The sequence below is a fragment of the Sphingomonas sp. P3_C5 genome (assembly GCF_056402635.1).
This window is the reverse complement of the sequence record NZ_JBFUHA010000012.1, coordinates 73,025-94,550: the sequence shown is the minus strand read 5'-3', so window position 1 is coordinate 94,550 and position 21,526 is coordinate 73,025. Positions and strand designations below refer to the sequence as shown.

17 protein-coding genes are annotated in these 21,526 nt (G+C 64.0%); 11 read left to right on the top strand and 6 right to left on the bottom strand.

Annotated elements, in window-relative coordinates; all coding sequences use genetic code 11:
* Position 1: 1 nt before the first annotated feature.
* The 3 genes from AC1DVS_RS23230 to AC1DVS_RS23220 all read right to left on the bottom strand — a co-directional run bounded on the left by AC1DVS_RS23230 (position 2) and on the right by AC1DVS_RS23220 (position 3,746).
* Entirely contained in the window at positions 2-661 is a 660-nt protein-coding gene (locus AC1DVS_RS23230) for a hypothetical protein (protein ID WP_478026781.1), read from the bottom strand.
* Between the two features lie 407 nt (positions 662-1,068).
* Positions 1,069-2,253: an alginate export family protein gene (locus tag AC1DVS_RS23225; RefSeq protein WP_478026873.1), complete on the bottom strand. Its 1,185-nt coding sequence runs from the start codon at positions 2,251-2,253 to the stop codon at positions 1,069-1,071.
* A 116-nt stretch (positions 2,254-2,369) separates the two neighbouring features.
* Positions 2,370-3,746, bottom strand: coding sequence for a cation:proton antiporter (locus AC1DVS_RS23220; RefSeq protein WP_478026779.1), 1,377 nt, complete (start codon positions 3,744-3,746; stop codon positions 2,370-2,372).
* 230 nt (positions 3,747-3,976) lie between these two features.
* Here AC1DVS_RS23220 and AC1DVS_RS23215 point away from each other — a divergent pair, with 230 nt between their 5' ends.
* From AC1DVS_RS23215 to AC1DVS_RS23200, 4 genes are read left to right on the top strand one after another with little or no spacing between them, the layout of a single operon-like run.
* Positions 3,977-4,228 carry a type II toxin-antitoxin system Phd/YefM family antitoxin gene (locus AC1DVS_RS23215; protein ID WP_478026777.1) on the top strand — a complete coding sequence of 84 codons (252 nt, stop codon included), beginning with the start codon at positions 3,977-3,979 and terminating at the stop codon, positions 4,226-4,228.
* The gene (locus tag AC1DVS_RS23210; protein ID WP_478026776.1) at positions 4,228-4,725 is read left to right on the top strand and encodes a PIN domain-containing protein; all 498 of its coding nucleotides are present in this window, start codon (positions 4,228-4,230) and stop codon (positions 4,723-4,725) included. Before AC1DVS_RS23215 ends, AC1DVS_RS23210 begins: the two co-directional genes overlap by 1 nt.
* Before the next feature lie 21 nt (positions 4,726-4,746).
* Positions 4,747-6,300 carry a tryptophan halogenase family protein gene (locus AC1DVS_RS23205; RefSeq protein ID WP_478026774.1) on the top strand — a complete coding sequence of 518 codons (1,554 nt, stop codon included), beginning with the start codon at positions 4,747-4,749 and terminating at the stop codon, positions 6,298-6,300.
* 47 nt (positions 6,301-6,347) lie between these two features.
* Positions 6,348-6,767: a GFA family protein gene (locus AC1DVS_RS23200; protein WP_478026772.1), complete on the top strand. Its 420-nt coding sequence runs from the start codon at positions 6,348-6,350 to the stop codon at positions 6,765-6,767.
* A gap of 9 nt (positions 6,768-6,776) precedes the next feature.
* Here the strand turns inward: AC1DVS_RS23200 and AC1DVS_RS23195 are convergent, their stop codons facing one another.
* The gene (locus AC1DVS_RS23195; protein WP_478026771.1) at positions 6,777-6,977 is read right to left on the bottom strand and encodes a hypothetical protein; all 201 of its coding nucleotides are present in this window, start codon (positions 6,975-6,977) and stop codon (positions 6,777-6,779) included.
* A gap of 391 nt (positions 6,978-7,368) precedes the next feature.
* Here AC1DVS_RS23195 and AC1DVS_RS23190 point away from each other — a divergent pair, with 391 nt between their 5' ends.
* From AC1DVS_RS23190 to AC1DVS_RS23160, 7 genes are all read left to right on the top strand, one after another.
* Positions 7,369-8,379, top strand: coding sequence for a hypothetical protein (locus AC1DVS_RS23190; RefSeq protein ID WP_478026769.1), 1,011 nt, complete (start codon positions 7,369-7,371; stop codon positions 8,377-8,379).
* An 11-nt stretch (positions 8,380-8,390) separates the two neighbouring features.
* Entirely contained in the window at positions 8,391-8,855 is a 465-nt protein-coding gene (locus AC1DVS_RS23185) for a hypothetical protein (RefSeq protein WP_478026767.1), read from the top strand.
* Between the two features lie 69 nt (positions 8,856-8,924).
* The gene (locus tag AC1DVS_RS23180; RefSeq protein WP_478026765.1) at positions 8,925-9,989 is read left to right on the top strand and encodes a hypothetical protein; all 1,065 of its coding nucleotides are present in this window, start codon (positions 8,925-8,927) and stop codon (positions 9,987-9,989) included.
* A 53-nt stretch (positions 9,990-10,042) separates the two neighbouring features.
* Positions 10,043-15,091 carry a hypothetical protein gene (locus AC1DVS_RS23175; RefSeq protein ID WP_478026763.1) on the top strand — a complete coding sequence of 1,683 codons (5,049 nt, stop codon included), beginning with the start codon at positions 10,043-10,045 and terminating at the stop codon, positions 15,089-15,091.
* Positions 15,092-15,218: 127 nt separating this feature from the next.
* Positions 15,219-15,794, top strand: coding sequence for a hypothetical protein (locus AC1DVS_RS23170; protein WP_478026762.1), 576 nt, complete (start codon positions 15,219-15,221; stop codon positions 15,792-15,794).
* Between the two features lie 70 nt (positions 15,795-15,864).
* On the top strand, positions 15,865-19,533 hold the full coding sequence (locus AC1DVS_RS23165; RefSeq protein WP_478026760.1) for a PAS domain S-box protein: 3,669 nt from the start codon (positions 15,865-15,867) through the stop codon (positions 19,531-19,533).
* On the top strand, positions 19,530-19,904 hold the full coding sequence (locus tag AC1DVS_RS23160) for a hypothetical protein (RefSeq protein WP_478026758.1): 375 nt from the start codon (positions 19,530-19,532) through the stop codon (positions 19,902-19,904). Before AC1DVS_RS23165 ends, AC1DVS_RS23160 begins: the two co-directional genes overlap by 4 nt.
* On the opposite strand, the gene AC1DVS_RS23155 is transcribed toward AC1DVS_RS23160, so the two are convergent.
* On the bottom strand, positions 19,880-20,515 hold the full coding sequence (locus AC1DVS_RS23155; protein ID WP_478026756.1) for a response regulator transcription factor: 636 nt from the start codon (positions 20,513-20,515) through the stop codon (positions 19,880-19,882). The two genes, AC1DVS_RS23160 and AC1DVS_RS23155, sit on opposite strands and share 25 nt — an antisense overlap.
* 248 nt (positions 20,516-20,763) lie before the next feature.
* Positions 20,764-21,519: a competence/damage-inducible protein A gene (locus tag AC1DVS_RS23150; protein ID WP_478026754.1), complete on the bottom strand. Its 756-nt coding sequence runs from the start codon at positions 21,517-21,519 to the stop codon at positions 20,764-20,766.
* Positions 21,520-21,526 lie beyond the last annotated feature (7 nt).

Below are 21,526 nucleotides of genomic sequence, written 5' to 3'. Positions count from 1 at the left end.
CTTAGTGCGTCGTCACCGTCGTCGTCACCGTCTTCTCGGCAATCGGGCGACGCACAGGCTTGCGGACGACCCGCTTCACGACGCGCCGGTGCGTGGCGGCCGGAGCGCGAACGACAGTGCGCTCAGTCGTGGCGACCGTGGTCGTGGTGGGCGTTGGAGCGGGCGTCGGCACCGGGACATAGACTGGCGCGGGCGGCGGAGCATTGCGGAGCGCAGTCGCCTCGGCAGTCGCGTTCGCAGCGGCTTGTTGGGCTGCATCGGCACGATCATTGGCGGCGGCGGCGGCCTGTTGTGATTGCACCGCGGCGGCCTCGGCGCTGTCGCGGTCCGCGCGCACGGCCGCCACCTTGTTGCGGTCAGCAGCGACGACCGCCATGCCGGCGAGCTCGGACGCGTGCTGCGCTTCGATAATCGCTTCGTCCTTCCTGCCGTTCGCCAGATCAGCCTCGGCGTTGGCGAGTGCGATCTTGGCGCGATCATGAAGTGCGGGCGCTTCGCCACCGGCACCGATCCGCGCACCTGCCTCGACCTTCGCGCGAGCCTCGGCGATCGCGATGCGAGCGCGCTCGGCCTTGCCTGGTCCAGCAAGTGCGGGCGTGGTGGAGAGCGCGAGTAGCGCCGACATAGTGACGCCACGTGCTAATAGACTCAAGCGACTCATGAGCAAATCCTTTCCAGATTTTTTGAGTACGCTTCGAACGATCAAGTCAGCCATTGGTTTCGTTTCGGCGGCGATTGAGGAGAGTTAATGGTACGGAGCCGATACGACTCTGCTGTAGTCAGTCTAATTTCAACGTGGCACCTACTGTTATTCAGCTCTATCGCAGTGATTGACTGGAGGTCAGTCTATATTGGGAGCGATCACACGGCCGCGCCACCAGAGTGGCGCACGCGTGAAGGGTTCCGCCCCTGCCAGATAGAATATTGTCACACCTATAGGGGGTTGCGACACAATCCCTGGATAATTTATGTTGTAATATCAGACACTTAATATTCGCTCACAGGAGCGATCCTGTTGGATGTGTGACATAATTCTCCAACAGATGCGCCCAGTGGGCGCCTGCCGCCTCAGGAAAGCGACCATTCGAGCGTTAGAAAGACCTTGGTTGTGTCGGTCGCAAACGTATCGGCCGAGTATCGCGCCAGCCGGGCCGCCACGGTCGTTCGATGAATCTTCGCCTGGGCGAGCAGATCTATCTCGTTGCCATAATGCTGCGCGAGATGGTCGCTCTCAAACTGATGCCAGGTCGCGCTCAGGCTATAGCCGCTGACCGGCCCTTTGGTCTTCCAACTCGCACCCAGCATTCCGTAGAGATCGCGCAGGCCATTGGGCGGCGTCGTGGTGAATTTGCTCGCCCAGCCCTGGAAGCGGAAGAAGGACGCGAGCGGCGTCTGGAAACTCGTCAGCGCCGCACCCTGGTCCGCGCCGAGGACCTCATATCCGCCGGTCGCCGTCAGCACCTCGCCAGTCAGCGAGGCCTCGGCAAGATAATAATTTACAGCGTAATTACTTGGATTATTACGATAATCGCTCTGCCGCGCATAGCTGAGGGCATAACCGAGCTTCCAGCCCTTCGCGATCGGCCGGCTGCCGGCGAAGCGCGCGCCATAGCTCTGGCTCGACAGGCGGAAGCCCTGCACCGCCGCCAGATCCTGATCGACCAGATAGGCAAAGCCAGTGAGCGTGCCGATCGGCGCGGCATAGCTCGTCAGCCCGAACCAATTGTCGCCCGGCACGGCTTGCGGCCGGGCGCCCTTGCCGTCGATGCCGTTCACGGTGCGATCGCTCCAGGAATACACCGCGTCCACGGTCAGCCGGGGCACGCCAGCCCAGGTCACCCGCACGGCATCGAAGGTCTGCTGGCTCTGCCGCCAGGACGACGGCCCGACGAAGCGCTGGTCGGCAAGCTCGAGCAACTGCCGCCCGGCCGTGACGGTGACATGGTGATCGGCGTAGCGAAGCTGCGCGCGGTTGAGCTCGATATTCTGCGGATCGGCGACCAGCGGCAGCGGCCGGCCGTTGAGGCCGTCATTATAATGATTGTCGATCCCGATCGTCGCCTCGCTCTCGACCAGCGCGGACCATGGGCCGCTGCTTGCCTGCAGGCCGCTACGGATGCGCAATGTCGCGGCATCGGACTGATCAGCGATCCCGTCCTGATCGACATGCTCGTAGCGGAAGCGCGCGTCGACCAGCGGCTTCAGCTTGATCTCCTGCGCTCCGGCGGCCTGGGCGCAGGCGCCAAGCGCCATGAGCGCAACCGCCCGTATCGTGTTGCTCACGAAAAATCCCTTCGTTTCGGATATCTGCCACCAGGCAAAAAGGGGCAGGCGGTCCGGCTTGGACTGCCTGCCCCAGGGGAGGAACCTCAGGCCGGTTCGGGAACCAGACCGCCGTCAATCGAGCCGAGCTCACCCGACGCACGCGCCTGCCGACCATAGACGAGCTCGAACAGCGGGCCGGCCATCATCGTCGTGACGATCGCCATCAGCACCAGCATCGAGAAGAGCGTCGGGCCGATGATGCCCTTTTGCAGGCCGATATTGATGATGATCAGCTCCATCAGCCCGCGCGAGTTCATCAGCGCGCCGATGCCGAGTGCGGTCCGATTGTCTTCCCCGGCGAGGCGCGCGGCGAGATAACAGGCGCCGCCCTTTGCGAGGATCGAGGCAGCGAGAATGCCGACCGCGATCAGCAGCAGGCTGGGCGAGTTGACCATGTCCATGCGCGTGTTGAGCCCCGAATAGGTGAAGAACATCGGCAGCAGCAGCACGACGGCGACTGGCTCGACCTTCTTCTTGAGCTCCTGCGCGAAGACACCGCGCGGCATGACCACACCGAGGATGAAGCCGCCGAAGATCGCGTGAATGCCGATCGCGTCCATCAGGAACGCTGACATGCAGAACAGCATCAAAGTGATGGCGAGGACAGTCACACTCATCTCGCCGGCGCGCTCGACAGCACGGCCGAGCGGCGCGAGGAGTTTCTGGCCGAACATCAGAATGAAGGCACCGTAAGCAATGCCCCCGCCGATCGCGAGGACCGCGACACCGGGACCAGCACCGAAGGTCGCGAGGACCAGCGCCAGCACGCACCATGAGCAGGCGTCGTCGAAGGCGCCGGCGGTCAGGGACAGCGTGCCGAGCGCGCTATCGGCAAGACCACGCTCGTTGATGATCCGCGCCAGCATCGGAAAGGCGGTCAGCGCAATGCAGGCGCCCATGAAGAGAGTGGCATTGGCAGTCGAGATGTCCTTCGCGAACAACCCCGGCACGCCAAGCAGGAACGGGGTTATCAGCAGCGCGATCAGGAAAGGTGCGGCGATGCCGGCAAAGGAGACGCCCATCGCGCTCCTTGCCTTGGATTTGAACTTGTCGATCTGCAGCGTGGTGCCAACCAGGAACATGTAAAGTCCAACGCCGAGCTGCGCGCCGGCGTAAAGGACGTTGCGCGTTTCCTTGGGGAATAGCGCGCCCTGTATGTCCGGGAAGAGCAGGCCGAGCAGCGATGGCCCGAGGACCACGCCTGCGATCATCTCACCAACCACCTGAGGTTGGCCAAGCGCCTTTTTGCCTATCCAGCCTACCACGCGGCAGGCGAGCAGGATCACCGCAAGCTGAAGGAAGAAATGCACGCTGAAATCGCCCGGCGTGTAGCTTTTCGCGGTGGCCTGAACCGCCGGGCCGTGCGCCGACAGGATCCCCCCAATCGTCGACCACATGCTGTCGATAACGCCGTCTGCCATAGATCCTCCCCCCTATTTTTCGGTCGATTCCCGCGATTTTGATACTGCGGCCTCGCCTCAGGGACTCGAATTCGTCCGGAACGCGCAACCAAAAAGCACTGCCGAGGTGGCCCACGTTGTCACTTTCCCGGAAATCACATTCTCCTTGTTGCAGACTCGTCACAGCGTAGTAATGTACCTACAACAAGTGACACATAATGTAGGTACCTAGGCTCAGAAAAGAGGACGCGATGAAGGTTATTGCCAGCCGCGAATTCAACCAGGATGTGAGCCAAGCGAAGCGCGCAGCGCGACTCGAACCGGTGTTCATCACTGACCGTGGCAAGCCCACCCATGTGCTGATGAGTATCGATGCATTTCGCCAGCTCACCGGCCAGACCGAGACGATTATCGACCTGCTGGCGATGCCTGGCCTTGCCGATATCGACCTTGCGGATTCGCGACCGGACAATGTCTGGAACCGGCATGAGGCGATCGGCTGATGTATCTGCTCGACACCGGCGTCGTCTTCGAGCTGCGCAAGGCGCGCGCCGGGCGGACCGACCCTGTTTTCGCGAGCTGGGCCTCCGGCCTCGCGCGGCAGAACCTGTTCATCTCCGCTATCACCGTGCTCGAGCTCGACAATGGCGCGGCACGCGTGGCGCGCGGCGACAAGGCAGCGGGGCTCGCGCTGCGCGAATGGATCGACAACCAGGTGATGGCCGCCTTTGAAGGGCGGATCTTGCCGGTCGATGCCGCCGTGGTGCGGCGCCGCCGCCAGCTGTCCTATGCCGATGCCCGGGATGGCCTGCTCGCGGCGACTGCGGTTGAGCATGGCCTGACGATCGCGACCCGCAACCCGGCCGCCTTCAAGACGGGCCGGATCAAGGTCCTGAATCCATGGACCTATACGCCCGACAGCGCCGACGATGACGGTGATTGGCGGCTGGCCGCCAAGGCCGGGCCACTGTGGCTCAAGAATCTGTTCGTTCGCGGCTAAGGACCGGCTAGGGTCCGCCCAATGGATGGCAAACGCAGCATTCTGATCGTCGGCGGCGGGACCGCAGGATGGCTGACCGCGGCGTATCTCGCGCGGTTCCTCGAGATATCCGACAATCGCCGGCTCGAGATCACCCTGCTCGAATCGCCTGACATCGGCATTGTCGGCGTTGGTGAAGGCACTTTCCCGACGATCCGCACCACGCTGAAATTCCTCGGCATTGACGAGAGCCGCTTCATCCGGGCGACTTCAGCGACTTTCAAACAGGGCATTCGCTTCGTCGACTGGGTCCGCACGCCGGAAGCAGGCACGCACGAGCATTTCTTCCATCCGTTCGAGGCGCCCTTTCATGCGGAAGGGGGTAACCTCGTCCCCTATTGGCTGCTCCAGGACGAGAAGACCCGCCGACCCTTTGCCGAGGCGATGACGATCCAGAACCGCGTCGCCGAGGCCAAGCGCGGACCCAAACGCCCCGACGAAGGCGATTTCTCGGGGCCGCTCAACTATGCCTATCATTTCGATGCGGTGAGGCTCGCCCAGGTCCTCGCCGAACGGGCGAAAGAGCTCGGCGTCGTCCATCTGCAAGGCATGCTCGGCCATGTCGAACTCAGCGCGACGGGGGCAATCGACCATATCGTTACCGCCGAGCACGGCCGCCTCGACGCCGATCTCTATATCGATTGCACCGGCTTTCGCGCCGAACTGATCGGCAAGGCGCTGCACGCCCCATTCAAATCAGTTCGCCCGATCCTGTTCACTGACCGCGCGCTCACCTGCAAAGTCCCCTATGAGCGACCTGATGCGCCGATCGAGAGCTACACCATCGCCACCGCGCATGAGGCGGGCTGGATCTGGGATATCGGGCTGAACGGTGCGCGCGGCATCGGCTGCGTCTATTCGAGCGACCATATCGACGATGATCGTGCCGCGGAGATCCTCAACGCCTATATCGGCCCGCACGGCGGGGAGATCAAAACCCGTAATATCGCGTTCGAGGCGGGCTATCGCGAGCGGCAATGGGTGAAGAACTGCGTCGCGGTCGGCCTGTCCGGCGGCTTTCTGGAGCCGCTTGAATCGACCGGCGTGGTGCTGATCGAAGCTGCAATTGGCATGATCGCCGAAATGTTTCCGCATAACGGTCCGGTCGAGGCGCCCGCGCGGCGCTTCAACGAGCTGATGTCCGCGCGCTACAAGAATATCGTCAATTTCCTGAAGCTGCATTATTGCCTGAGCCAGCGCACCGAGCCCTTCTGGCGCGAAAATGCCGATCCCGTATCGATCCCCAAACGGCTCCGCGATCTGCTCAAGCAATGGCGCCACCGTCCGCCGGGGCGCTTCGACTTCACGCTCGACCTCGAGTCCTTCGCGTTCTTCAACTATCAATACATCCTCTACGGGATGGAGTTCAAAACCGACCTGTCGCCAGGGCGGGCGGATTTCCCCAACACCAATGCCGCGGAGAAGATCTTCGCCCGGATCAAGCACTTCGGCGAACGCGCGACGCATGATCTGCCGCCACACCGCGCTCTGATCGAACAGATCAACGGGGTTGAGGCGTTATCAGCGGCGAAGTGAGCACGCGCCCCTTGCGCCGTCTTCCCCGGGCAAATTAGGATCCGCGCATGACTGAAGCAATCTCCCGATATACCGGCGGCTGCCTGTGCGGCGCGGTACGATATGAGGCTGAGGGCGAGCCGCTCCATGCGGGCTATTGCTGCTGCGCCGATTGCCGCAAGGCGTCCGGCTCGGGATTCATCCCATTTCTGGGATATGCGAGCGAGAAGCTTCGCTTCAGCGGCGAAACGCTGCAGGCCCGTTCAACATCCTTCCGGGGCAGCGAGGCGGTGCGCAACCGGTGCGCCGCCTGCGGCAGCCTCGTCTTTGGCGGTATCGTGGGCGTAGACACTTCGCACACCATCTATGCCGGGTCGCTCGACGATCCAGGTCTTTTCAAGCCGACAATGGCGATCTTTCTGCGAGACCGCCCGGACTGGGTCATCCTGCCCGAGGGATTACAGGCATTCGAGACGATGCCGGGATAATCCCGTTGCTCAGACAAACGGCAGCGCCAGCACCGACAGGATGATCCTGCCCAGGCCGCGCGCAACATAGACCCACAACGCAAGCGGTCGCCTGAGGTCGCCCGAAGCACCGCCGTAGTGCTGCGAGACCAGGGTCGGTTGGGAGATCGGCTCCGGCACATTCGGCGCCGACATGGCGCGGTCACGTGTCGCGAAACGCCCATCGATCATGCTGGTCTTCCCATCCCGTACCGTGGAATATCGCGCCGCCCGACGCTGTGGTGCCGCAGCGATGCGAATGCCCGGGGGGAGGACACGCAGCGCCACGACGGGCCTTAGCTGGGCCTTTTGCGGCAGAAATCAAGTTACATGCGCGTCATGTTGCAACAATGGCGACCCGCCCGATCCGGAAGCCCAAAGGGCCTTCCACGAACCTTTCGATGATAGCGCGACTCGCTCGAACGGGCCGTCAGCGCGCACTCCGCGCGCAAATCGAAAAACCGCCGGGAGAGCCGGTTTTACTCTTAAGGGATGATACCTAGTGGAAGGCTTTCTCGTCCCTTTGGATGAGAGAGCCAAAAGTGAAAGGGACCGTTAACTTCGCTCCCGATTCATAAGGCGCATGAACACGCAACGCACACATGCCGCTGGTCGGCAATCACCGCTCGGCAAGGCTGCCGGGCTCCTGTTAACGTCGGCAATGGCCGTCATCGTCGTCTCGCCGGCCTATGCGCGCGGCGTGCGCGCCGGCTCGATTGTCGCCAATACGGCGACGGCGACCTACGACATCGGCCCCACCACCACGACGATCAATTCGAACACCGTGTCGATGCGCGTCGACGAAGTGCTCGATGTCACGGTCGCATCGCGCGATGCCAACGACGCCGGCGTCGCCGCGGACGCCAAGAACCAGGTCCGCACCTTCACTGTCACCAACGCCGGCAACGGCCCGGAAGCGTTCAACCTCTCGGCCCTCGCGGTCAACGGCAATGCCTTCAATCCAGCCGTCACGCTGGTCGCAATCGATACCAATGGCGACGGCATCTACGAGGCCGGCACCGATCTCCTGGTCGCCAACGGCAATGCCGGGCCGGTGCTCGAGCCCGACGCTTCCTATACTGTTCTTGTTCTCTCCGATATTCCCGCGACGGCAGCTGATGCCAGTCGCGGAGAGGTACGCCTGTCCGCCCTTGCCGTTACCGGCAGCGGCGATCCGGGCACTGTGTTCGCCGGCAAGGGTGTCAACGGGGGTGACGCCGTTGTCGGTGCGACGCGTGCAAACGCGGATGCCAAAGGCGGCTTCATTGTCGCCAAGGCGACAGTCGTGCTTACTAAAAGCGCGACGGTGGTTGATCCCTTCGGCGGCACGCGCGGCCTGCCCGGCGCGGCGATCACCTATCACCTCGTCGCGGCGGTCTCCGGCAGCGTCAGCGTCGGTGGCGTGCATATCAACGACACCATTCCCGACGGCACAACCTATCAGTCCGGCAGCCTGACGCTTGACGGCACGGCGTTGACCGACGCGGCCGATGGCGACGCCGGCTCGGCCTCGTCATCCGGTATCGGCGTTGGCCTCGGCACCCAGGCACCCGGCACCTCCCGCACCGTAACTTTCACCGTCAAGATTAATTAAGGAGCATCATGATGAAATCACTTCGTTTTTGCCTGCTCGCCTGCGCACCGGTCGCGTTGATCGCTACCGCGCCGGCCAGCCCTGTTCAGCTCACCAGCAATGTGATGGTCGAGAAGATCGCCATGGTCGATGGCCGTCAGCAGACCGTTTTGAAAACGCCTGACAGCGTCGTCCCAGGTGACCGCCTGCTGTTCCAGACGAATTATCGGAACAGCGGCGCCAAGGCCGCTGATCATTTCGTCGTGACCAACCCGGTTCCGTCGAATGTCGCCTATGCCGGCGAAAGCACCGCCGGTGCCGAAATGTCGGTCGATGGCGGCAAACATTACGGGCAGCTCACCGCGCTCAGCGTGACGGCGCCCAACGGTCAGAGCCGCCCCGCCCGTCCCGAAGATGTGACGAATCTGCGGTGGACGCTCGCAACAATCGCTCCCGGCACTTCGGGAACTCTGAAATATCGCGGCATGGTTCGGTAGCCGCTTTCCGCCACGGCGCGCCGGCGGGGGTTTAGGCGCGTCTCGTTTAACAACTGAAGGAAAAATGTCATGACACGTGCCAGCCACCGGCTGGGTGCGGTGAGCCTACTCGTGCTCGCCGGTCTCGCCGCAACACCTGCCTATGCCGCCGGAACTACTGCCGGTAGCACCATCACCAATACTGTACAGGTCAACTTCCAGGTCGGTGGCGTTGCCCAGACCGCAGTTTCCGCTTCGGATACCTTCACGGTCGACCGCAAGGTCAATGTGACGGTCGCTGAAGTCGGCAGCACGACCACCTCGGTCTCGCCTGGCCAGCTCGCCGCTGTAACGACCTTTACCGTTACCAACCTGTCGAACGCCACGCTCGATTTCGCGCTGACGGCCGCACAGCAAGTCGGCGGTGCCGGCGCGCATTCGAACACCGACAATTTCGACGCGACGAACGTGAAGATCTATGTCGATGCCAATGCCAACGGTGTTTATGATGCCGGTACCGATACACTGGTGACCTATCTCGACGAACTGGCAGCGGACGCCGCGAAGACTGTCTTCGTGGTTGCCGACATCCCGGTCGCCCGGGTTACCAATGACGTTGCTGCTGTTACTCTGACTGCAACCGGCCGCGAAGGCGGTACCGCAGCCAGCCAGGGTATCGCTCTTGTCCAGACCGCGACGGCCAATACGGCGTCGATGGATACGGTGTTCGCAGACGGTGCCGGTGCAACCGACGCCTCGCGCGATGCGGCCTTCTCCGCCAAGGACGACTACACGGTTCTCGCCGCGGCGCTGAGTGCGACCAAGACGAGCCGCGTGATCAGCGATCCGCTCAACGGCGTAACCAACCCCAAGATGATCCCGGGCGCGGTTGTCGAATATTGTATCGCGGTCTCCAACGCTGCTGGCAGCGCCACTGCGACCAGTGTCGCACTGACGGATATCCTGCCTGCGGCGACGACTTATCAGGCGAGCTTCGGCATCCTGATGAACGGCACCGTCACGGGCCCGACCTGTAATGCCGACGGCGTCGCCGGCGGCGCTTACAATGCCGGTACCACCACGGTCAGCGGCACTCTGGCGAGCGTTGTTGCGGCTGATACCCGCACGCTGGTCTTCCGCGTGACGATCAACTGAGTCGATTTCACCGGCGATCCCCTCTCCGGGGGATCGCCGGTGAAGCCACCAAAATGTACCGCTTTCCCTACCTTTCCTGGCTTCTCGTGGTCGCGCTGGCGATCCTCGGTGCATTCGGCACTGAGGCTCACGCCGCTGCTGCACCGCAGATCACCAATATCGCCCGCGTCGACTGGACTGTGGGTGGAACTGCATATTCGCTCGACTCGAACAGGGTCGATGTCGACATCGTGACCAGCCCGGTCGCGCTCACGACGTATCGCCCCAATCCGGCAGGCGGCCCCACCACCGTAATTCGCGCGCCGCTGTGCCAGCGCAGCGATGCGCTCACCGCCGCCGCATTCAACCCGAATGCGCAGGCCGTGACGTCAATCGGCCTGACGCCGACGACCACGGTTCATGTCGGCGAACCCTTGATTTTCAAGCTCATAGCACCAGCGCTCAATCGCGATCCAAATGCGATCGATTCGCTCACCACCGTCATCGTGACCAGCGGCGGGGACCGCGAGACGCTGACCGTTTTCGAAACCGGGCCCAATACGGGCGAGTTTGTCGGCACGATCGGAACCCGCGCATCGCCGCCGGCGAGAGTGATCGGCGATTGCGTCCTGACGCTCGACCCCAATGAGACCGTCCTGGTCGAATGCACCAGCAATGGAGCCCAGACGCCGATCGCGACCGCCACCCTCGACGTGCTGATCGATCCCTTCGGCCTGGTGTTCGACAGCGAGGACGGCACCCCGGTTTCGGGCGCGAGCGTGACCCTGATCAATAGCGATACCGGGGCACCGGCGAACGTGCTGGCGCCCGACGGAGTCACGGCCTGGCCAGCGACGGTGATCACCGGCGCGACGGTGCGCGATGCCGCCGGCGCGAGCTATCCGATGCCCGCCGGCGAATATCATTTCCCCTTCGTCGTCCCCGGCCACTACCAGCTGAAGATCGTACCCCCCACGCCGTACACCGCCCCATCGGTGCTGACGCCGGCCCAGCTTGTCGGCCTGACCCGCCCCGATGGCGGCGCTCTCGCAATCGACCCGTCTTCCTATGGCAAGGTCTTTCAGCTCGCTGATCCGGGAGCGGTGCGCATCGACGTTCCGGTCGATCGCCCCACAGGCGGCGTAAATCTGACGAAAACAGCCTCGCGCGGCACCGCCGCACCGGGTGATCTCGTGCTGTACAAGCTCGTCGTCACCAATCCCGACGCGCAGCATGCCAAGCGCGACGTCTCGCTGATCGATACGCTGCCGCCGCAAATGCGGCTGCGCCCCGATAGCGTCCGCGTCGACGGACATGCTGCACCGGGCATGGTCTCGATCACCGCCGACGGCCGCCAGATCACCATCGCATTCGGCACCATGGCGCCCGCCGCGGTACACACCGTCAGCTATGCGCTGCAGGTCCGCCCTGACGCGGCCGCCGGTCAGGCGATCAACCGTGCCCACACGATCGACTCGCGCGGCACGCAAGCACTGGCCAATGCCGTAGTGCGCATCACGCATGAAACCATCGCTGACCGGATGACCCTGGTCGGGCGCGTCGTTGATGCGGGCTGCGATGCCCGCCCACCTTTCGCACACGGCGTTGGCGGTGTGCGCGTGCTGCTCGAAGACGGCAGCTACACGGTCACCGACGCGGACGGCCGTTACCATTTCGAAGGGCTGGTGCCCGAGACCCATGTCGTACAGCTCGACACCGGCTCGCTGCCGGAAGGCGCCCACGCCGTCGATTGCGCGCGCAGCACGCGCAGCGCCGGCAGCGCGATCTCGCGCTTCGTCGAAGGCCAGGGCGGATCGCTCGTGGTCGCCGATTTCCATGTCGTGGTTCCCGAGCACAGCGCCACCGCCAACGCAGCAGACCCGGCCATTCCAGTGCCGGCGACCGATCGCGAAGCTGCCGGCGCCGAGCGCGACTGGTTCACTGGTGGCGGACCGAGCGTCGCGTGGCTGTTCCCTGAAGCGGACACCAACCCCCGCGCGCCCGCCGTGCGCGTCGCGATCCGTCACCTGCCCAACCAGACGGTGACGTTGTTCGCAGACGGCAAGCCGGTCGATCTGATCACCTTCGATGGCCACCGGACCGATGCCGGCGGCGCCTTCTCCGTCAGCTTGTGGCGTGGTGTTCCGCTGGTTGGTGAGACGACGCATCTGTCGGCCGAAGTCCGCGATGCCGCCGGCGCGCTGGTCACCAAGCTCGACCGCGACGTGCATTTCGTCGCGACCGCAGCACGCGCTGAATTCCTCCTCGACAAATCGCGCCTCCTCGCTGACGGCGTTCACCGGCCGGTTCTGGCGGTTCGCATGGTCGATCGCGCCGGGCGCCCGGTCCATGCCGGCACCGTCGGCACATTCCAGCTTTCACAGCCCTATCAGCCAGCCGTTGCTATCGACGCGGAACAGACCCGGGTCCTTTCCGGGCTCGAGCGCGCTGCCCCGACCTGGCGCGTCGCCGGGGACGACGGCATCGCCTATATCGCGCTCGCGCCGACCACGACCAGCGGCGCGGTGACGATGGACTTCAGCTTCCGCGACCGCGACCAGGTGCGTCGCCAGCGCATCGATGGCTGGCTCGCTCCCGGCGACCAGCCCTGGACGATCGTTGGTCTCGCTGAAGGCCGCGCCGGACTCGGTACGCTGGGCAAGCATCTCGAAGCGCTCGAAGCGCCCGGCGCCGGCCTCAACCTGGACGGCCGGGTTGCGCTCTACGCCAAGGGTCGCGTGCTTGGACAGTGGCTTCTGACGCTCGCCTATGACAGCGCCAAGCGCCGCGAGGACCAGACGCTTTCCGGCGCGATCGACCCCAGCACCTATTACACCGTCTATGCCGATCAGGCCGAGCGCCGGTTCGGTGCGGCTTCGACCCGCAAGCTGTATCTCAAGATCGAGACCCGCCAATTCTATGCGCTGTTCGGCGATTTCGAGACTGGCTTCACTGATACCGATCTCGGCTATTATTCCCGGTCGGCTACCGGCCTCAAGGCCCAGTATCGCGGCAAGCACGTGGACGCCTCGGCATTTGCGGCGCGCATCGCGACCAATCATCACCGCGTGGAGATCCAGGGCAATGGCCTGACCGGCCCCTATTCGCTCGGCGCACGCGATGTCGTCGCCAACAGCGAGCAGGTGGTGATCGAAGTGCGCGACCGCCTGCGCTCGGAGAAGATCCTCGAGCAGCGCAGCCTGACGCGCTTCATCGACTATGACATCGATTATACCGCGGGCACGCTGCGCTTCTCCTCGCCGGTGCTGAGCCGCACCAGCAACCTCGACCCGCAGTTCATCGTGATCAACTACGAAGTCGACGGCCTGAACGGCGGCGAGATCAATGCCGGCGCGCGCGCAACCTGGCGCACCACTGACGACAAGGTGCGGATCGGCGTGACCGGGATCCGCGATGCCGGCGATACCAGGCACACGACGGTCGCCGCCGCCGACGCGCGGGTACGCATCGGCAAGGGCAACGAAGTACGCGTAGAAGTCGCGGCGAGCCATGCCGATGGCGCCGGTGGCGTCGATACCGCATGGCAGGTCGAGGTCGAGCACCACGACAGCAAGTTCGATGTCCTCGCTTATGCGCGCCAGCAGGCGGCCGACTACGGCGTCAGCGAACAGAATCTCGCCGAGCGCGGACGGCGCAAGTTCGGCATCGACGCCAGCGTGCGGCTGACCAAGAGTCTGTCCGCCTCGGGTAGCGCGTGGAGCGACAATGCGCTCGATGGCAGCGCCAACCGCATCGCGATGCGTGCGCAGCTCGAATATCGTACCGGCAAGACCGACCTTCGGATTGGCGTGACCCACGCTCAGGATAGCGGTGGGACGGTTCCCGATGCGCAATCGAACCTGGTCGAAGCTGGCGCGACGCAGCGGCTGTTCGACAACCGGCTCGAGCTCGACGCCTCCACCAGCTTCGCGATCGGCCATGCCGAGAGCGCCGACTTCCCGGCCCAGCACCGCGTCGGCGCCCGCTTCCAGATCGATCCGGCCGTCGCGCTGGTCGGCTCCTACGAAATCGCGCACGGCGAAGCAGTCGACGCTCGCACTGCCCGGATCGGCTTCGACCTGAAGCCCTGGGCTGGCGCGCGGTTGACCACCGCCATCGCCGGGCAATCGACCGGCGAATATGGCCGCCGCGCCTATGCCGCCTATGGCCTGGCCCAGTCGCTGCAGGTCGGCAAACATTGGTCGGTTGATGTCACGCTCGACGGCAACCGCACGCTGAGCGGGATCGACCCGAACACGCTGGTCAACCCCGCGCAGCCAGCCGCGTCGGGCGGGTTCATCGGCTCGGGCAACACCGTCACCGAGGATTTCACCGCCATCACGCTCGGCGCGACCTATCGCGGCAAGAACTGGAGCGGCACGGCACGGGCGGAATATCGGCTCGGTTCGCTCGGCGACCGCATGGGCTTCACCGCTGGATTGATCCGCCGGCTCGGCGATGGCCAGGCATTCGGCACCCTGGTGAGCTGGACGCACGCTACCAGCCCGATCGGCACGGCAACCACCTCGTTCAATGCTGCGATTTCCGGCGCATCGCGCCCGATCGACAGCCGCATCGCCGTGCTCGGGAAGCTCGACTGGCGCGAAGACAGCGTTACCGGCGCGGTCGCCGGCACCGCGGGACCGGTGGGTGGTGGCCTGCTGACCGTCGATGGCAATGCCCGGTCTCGCCGCGTTGTCGGCAGCGTATCGATGGACTGGTCGCCATATGGCCATGACAAGGGCGGCCTGTTCCAGCGCAGCGAGATCAGCCTGTTCGTCGGCGGCCGCTATGTGTTCGACCGGATCGACTCCTTCGACCTCGCCGGCCTCACCACCCTCGTCGGCGTGGATGCGCGGCTCGGCCTTGGCGAGATCTTCGAGATCGGCGGCCGCGCGACGGTGCGTGGCGATGTCGGCCATGGCAATTTCGCTTATGCGGCCGGACCGACGATCGGCATTCACCCGGCAAAAGGCATGCTGGTGACCGCCGGCTGGAACTTCGCAGGCTTCGCCGATCGCGATTTCGCCGGGGCACGTGACACGCACAACGGCCCCTATGTCTCGATCCGCTTCAAGTTCGACCAGACCGACTTCGCCTCGCTCGGGCTGTTCGGACGATGAGGTACCTCGCCACGCTCCGCACCGCCTTCGCCACGTCTTTCGTGTCGAACATCAAATGACGCGCCCATCCGCCTTCGACGCACTTTGCGCCGCACACTCACAACCTGTAGAAAATAGGGAGAAAATCATGCAACTGACGTTCGAGGGCCGGGAGCTGTTCTGGCAACAGCGCGCCGCACAGCAGTGGATCGACGTGCTTCGCCAGCGCATCCTGACGGTACTCAAGGTGCAGTCCTATCGGACGGTCTCAGCTTCGAACCGGCATAATGTCATCGACGCGGTAGTCGCGCGTTGCGCCATCCGCCCGGTCAATCTGCAGCAGGCGGCCGTAGAATGGAATGTAGCCACCCGGCGCGGCGAAGACGGCGACGTCAAGATCCGCGTTGCGAAATCCATTCGCTATGACGGCGATCCGCTGTTGTTCGATATCCAGCCCGAGGCAGCCTGGCTGCCGTCGCCGCGCGCGACCATCACGCCAACGCATATCCAGTTTGCCGTTCTCGCGGAGGTTTCCGCCGTCGCCGACAGCGGCGCTGCGCTTGAGCATGCCGAGCATCGCGTCCGCCGGTTCCTCAAATGGCAGAACCACGACGTCTTCGACGCCAACCGGATGCTGCCCGAACTGGTTGCGGCGGCGCTGCGCAATCGTTGCGTCGCGCCCGACGAGCAGGTCTATGACCAGGGCCTCCGGATCGCCGGCTAACGCCAGCGACGTGATAATCATCCGTTAACCAGGAAAGGCGTATCTCGTCTCACCTGGGGGGGACGTACGAATGCCGCTGCGCTTGGAGGCCCAAGACGCGACCGCTGCAATGTGGAGCGCGCTCCGTCTCGCCGCCTTCGGTCTGCTGATCTTTCTGCTGGATTGGGGCGGCGTGATGCTGACCCGCGATGGCAGCCGGGTTGGCGCGCTGTGGTTGCCGAACGCCTTGCTTGCCGTCACCCTCTTGCGGCGCGGTACATCCCATCCGGCCAAATGGCTGATCGCCGCCTTTGCCGGCTATCTTCTTGCCAATTTCTCGCTCGGCGACCTCACCGGAAACGCCGTGGTGCTCGCCCTCGCCAATTGCGGCGAGGCGCTGTTCGGCACCTGGCTGTTATTGCGCTGGCAGCGGCACACGCCCGACATCGCCCATTTCGGAGATCTCGTCCGCTTCGGATTGGTTTGCGGGGGCATCGCGCCGTTGCTGTCGAGCATCGCCGTAGCTGTCTGGCTCGCAGGCCCTTCCAGCCTTGTTTATGTGTCGGCATGGACGACGCGGTCGCTAGCGAACGGCCTCGGTATGTTGATCGCCGGCCCCATCGTGCTCGCAGCGATCGATGCCTGGCGGATGCGGGCGACGTTCGATCAGGAGAAGATACCGGAAGCTGTGCTGATCCTGGCCGTCAGCGCCGCGACCGCGACGCTGGTTTTCGGCCAGTCGCGCTTCCCGCTCCTGTTCCTGATAACGCCGATCATGATCGTTTCGGCATTCCGGCTCGGCGTTGCGGGCACAGCGGCTTCCTTCGGGATGATCGCGCTCGTCGCCGTGGCCGCCACGGGACGGGGGGCAGGTCCGATCTTCCTCATCCCGGTGTCGCCGAGCGAGCGGGTGCACATCGTGCAATTGTTCCTCGCAACCAATTTCGGCATCTGGTTGCCGATCGCCTCGGCCCTTGCCAGCCGCGACCGCATTCGCGACGAGCTTGCCGCGAGCCATAAATTTGCGGCTACCTTGCTGCAGTCCATGCGCGAAGTGGTGTTCCGCACCGATGCCGAGGGACGGTGGATTTTCCTCAACTCGGCATGGTCCGAACTGACCGGCTATTCAGTCGAGGAAAGCATCGGCTGGCCGACCGTGAAACTTCTCCACCCGGATGATTTCGCGGCCGCACGGCAGCTATATCCGAAAATCGTTTCCGGTGAGATCAGCGAAACCGCTCTCCATCAGCGCTTTTTCCATGCCAGCGGTGAGTGCCGCCATGTCGAAGTCGTGTTACGGCGGGTGAGCGACGAGAATGGCGCGTTTGCCGGCACGACCGGCAGCATCCGCGACACGTCCGCCAGCGTCGCCGCGCGGCGCGCGCTTGAGGAGAGCGAGGCACGCTTCCGCCGGCTGGCCGAAGCTGCGCCGGTGGGCATCTATCGCGCAGCGCCGGACGGCAGCGTCACCTATCTCAACAAGACATGGGCCGAAAAAATCGGGCTGACGGTCGAAGAGACGCTCGGCGACGGCTGGAAGCGCGCGCTGGCGGGTTGCCCCTGCGACGAAAGCTCGTCGTCGCTTTCGGAGCCCGGCGAGATCCAGATCCGCGAAGTCATTTTCCGCGCGGCCGATGGCAGCGACATGTGGGTGAGGATCGTCAACAGCCCCGAGCTCGGCGAGGAAGGCGAACTGCTCGGCTTCATCGGCGCCGTCATCGATATAACCGAGCAGCGCCGCGCCTCGACCGATCTCGCGGAGAGCAAGCGCCTGTTCGAGGCACTCGCCGCCTTGTCCCCTGCGGGCATCTTCCGCACCGACATCAAGGGCAATGTCACGTACGTCAACCCGGCCTGGATGGCGCTCGCCGGCCTGGATGATGATGAAGCGGTTGGCATTGACTGGAGCGCCACGGTCCACCCTGACGACCGTGCCCGCCTGACAACGGAAGTCGCGGACGTCGTTGCCGGAAACAATGATCTGCGCACCGAGTTCCGCTTTCTCCATCGTAATGGCGACGTGCGCTGGGCGCAGGCCATCACTGCACCCGCGCTCTCCGAAAGCGGTGAGCGGGTCGGCCATATCGGCGTCAATATCGACATCACCGATCGCAAGCTGGCCGAGTTTGCGCTGGCCGCGCAAAAGGAGCAGCTGCGGCTACTCGCTGAAAACGCCACCGACGCCGTCTTCAGGCTCGGACTGGATGGCATCTGCCATTACGCATCGCCCTCAGTCGGCGACCTGCTCGGCGTCGAGCCCCGGCATCTGATCGGCCAATCGATGCTCCAGGGCTTCCACCCCGACGATACCGACAATGTCCTCGCGGCCCATCGCGCCCTGGCATCGGGCGAGGTCGAGCGCATGGTCGTCACCTATCGCTCACAATCACTGTCCGAGCCCAGCCGCTGGCTGTGGATGGAGGCGAACTGCGGCCTGGTCCGCGACGCCGAGACGCACGCGCCGCAGGAGATTATCTGTTCGGTCCGCGACATCTCGGAACGCAAGCGGCTCGAGCTCGAGCTCGACGCGGCGCGGCAGAATGCCGAGGTCGCTGTCCTCGCCAAATCCACCTTCCTCGCCAATATGAGCCACGAGATCCGCACGCCGATGGGCGGCGTGCTCGGCTTCACTGAATTGCTGCTCGCTGACGATCCGACCCCGGCGCAGCGCCAGAAGCTTCAGATGATCGCGGATTCCGGCGCGGCGATGATGCGTCTGCTCAACGATATCCTCGATCTGTCGAAGATCGAGGCGGGCCATGTCTCGCTCACCGAGGAAGCCGTCGATATTCGCCAGCTGGTCGATGGCTGTGTCCAGTTGCTGATGCCGCTCGCCGGGCGAAAGGGCATCGACCTTAGCGCGCGCTACGATTCCGAACTTCCCACATTCGTGGTCGGCGACGGTCTTCGGCTCCAGCAGATCCTGCTCAACCTGGTTGGCAATGGCGTCAAATTCACTGACGCGGGATCGGTCAGCGTCAGTGCATTCGTCGATCAGGTCGAGGAGGGCGCCGAGCTCGTCATCGAGGTCGAGGATAGCGGCATCGGCATCGCCGAGGATCGCCAGATGGCGGTGTTCGGACAATTCGTTCAGGCGGACGGCTCCACCGTTCGCAAGCATGGCGGCACTGGTCTTGGGCTGACGATCTCGACCGAGCTCGCCCTGATGATGTCGGGATCGCTCAACCTGGTCAGCAAGCCCGATGAAGGTACGGTCGTGACCTTGCGCGTGCCGCTGCGGCCGACCACGGCAGCGGCAATCGAACATCGCAGGCCGATCGACGCGCTGATCGGCGCGGACAAGAGAGAGGTTCAGCCCGATGCGCGGATCCTCATCGCCGAGGACAACCAGATCCAGCAGATGTTGATCAAGACGATGCTCGGCCGGCTCGGCCTGGAGCCGCACATCGCGGACGATGGCGCTGAGGCGATCCGTATGATCGCGGAGGCGACGAAAGCCGGCACGCCTTATCAACTGGTCCTGATGGACATGCAGATGCCGAGCATCGACGGGCTGGAGGCGACTCGCCTCATACGCGCCTCGGGCGTCACTGCCGCCGAACTGCCGATCGTCGCCTTGACCGCGAACGCCTATCCCGCCGATATCCAGAATTGCATGGATGCCGGAATGCAGGGCCATCTGACAAAACCGGTCACTCTGTCGGCCCTCGATAAATTGCTTCACGACTGGCTTGGCGCCGAGCCGGAGTCCATCGTGCAGTCAGTTCCGCTGCGGTACGCTGGAGGATTCCAGGCATGACATTTTACAGTCCCATCGAGCAGGCGCCCCTGATCGACTCAGCTCAGCTGGCGGATCTGCGGGCCGCGCTCGGGGACGATGAAAGCGACATGATCCTCGGGCTGATGGCGGGCGACATCGCGTACCGGGTAAAGGTGATCGTGGCCGCGATCGACCATCATGAAGGCGCCAAGGCGCGTGCCGAGGCGCATAGCTTGCGCGGAGCGGCGGACGGAATCGGCGCGCGCCGGCTGGCAAAGTCCTGTGGTGCCGTGGAATTTGGCGCTGCCAACAGCCTGCCGGACTTGTCAGCGCCGCTGGCACGATGCGGCAACGAGACGATCGCCGCGATCGCGATGGCGCGCAGTCAGCGCGCTATGTCGAGCGTCTGAAGGGCGAGAATCGCCTGGGTTCGGTTGGTCACGGCGAGCTTGCGATAGGTCTGGGCGAGGTGAGTCTTCACGGTGGTTTCAGCAACCCCGAGCTCATAGGCGATCTGTTTGTTCTGCCGCCCGCTCGCCGCCATTTGCAGCACCCTCAGCTGCGCAGTCGAGAGCTCCTTGATGCGCTGCGCGATGGCCGGCGCTTCGGCATCCTTGTCCTCATCGGCAAAGGTTTCGACCGGAAAGCTCTGCCCGCCCGCGAGCAGGACGCAGATGGCATCGATCATCCCGCTCATCGGGGTGCTTTTGGGAATGAATCCATTGGCGCCGTGCTGCGCCGCGCGCCGCATCAGTGCAGGCTGATCGTTGCTGCTGACGATGGCAATGGCTGCGTTGGGCTGCAGCTGGCGCAGCATCACGAGCCCGGCAAAGCCCTGAACATCGGGCATCATGAGATCGAGCAGGATCAACTTTAGCGGGCCGGATTTCGCGCGTGCGTACACGTCCGCGATCGTCGTGGCATGCTCGGTCATCGCGCTCGGCATCGCCTGACGCGCAGCCATCCCGAGCGCGACCGAAAAGACGGGATGGTCATCAGCTATAAGGATGGTGGGAACCACCGGCCTCTCCGTTGATTAGCGTTAACGAATTATCCCCAGAATGGTTATACCTTCTTTTGAGGACGCGCCATCATCTTGATCAATAGTGGCTACTCGTTGCCGAATGAATAATGAAGCTTTTCTTGCTGCTCCATATCGACAGGCGCCTTGTGCAACTGAAGTCCCGGCGCCACCGGTCATGGCAATGATTGTTTCGCATACGTATTGTTTTCCCATTCCGGGCGTACGCGGGCGAAAACGGATGCGGATCAGATTCCGTCCGCAACCACTGTCCTTCCCTCAGCTTCCAGCCGCGCGGTGAGATCGTCGATACAGGCATCGACCAGCGCCTGATCGGTTGCGCGGACCACGAAATTGGCGCCGGTGCGGCCGTCTCGAAAAAACGGATAGCTGCCGATCGCGACGCCCTCATAGGCGTGCTCGACATCGGCGAGCAGCAGCGCGACCTCGCTTTCCAGCGCCCAGCAGCCGATCGTGCGCGACAGCACGGGCAGCCCGCCTTCGAGCGTGCCGGTGAGCGAATCCAGCATCCCTGCGGTGATATGCGGCACCCCCGCCATCACGAAGATATTGCCGATTCGGATGCCAGGCGCGCCCGACATGCGATTCTCGATCAGATCGGCACCCTCGGGCACCCGCGCCATCCGCTTGCGAATCTCGGTCAGCCCGCCGCGCGGGCCGTAATACTGCTCCAGCATCGCGACCGCTTTGGGATGGTACACCACGGGCACGCCCAGCGCCTCGGCGATGGCATCAACGGTGATGTCGTCATGCGTCGGGCCGATCCCGCCGGTGGTGAAGAGATAGTCGTAGCGGGCGCTGAGCGCGTTAACCGCCTCGGCGATCGCCGCTGTCTTGTCGGGCACGACACGCACTTCGGCGAGGCGGATCCCCTGGACGTTGAGCCAGGCCGCAACCTGAGCGATATTCTTGTCCTGGGTGCGGCCGGACAGGATTTCGTCGCCGATCACCGCGAGGGCGGCTGTCCAGATACGCTCGTTCATGACTTCG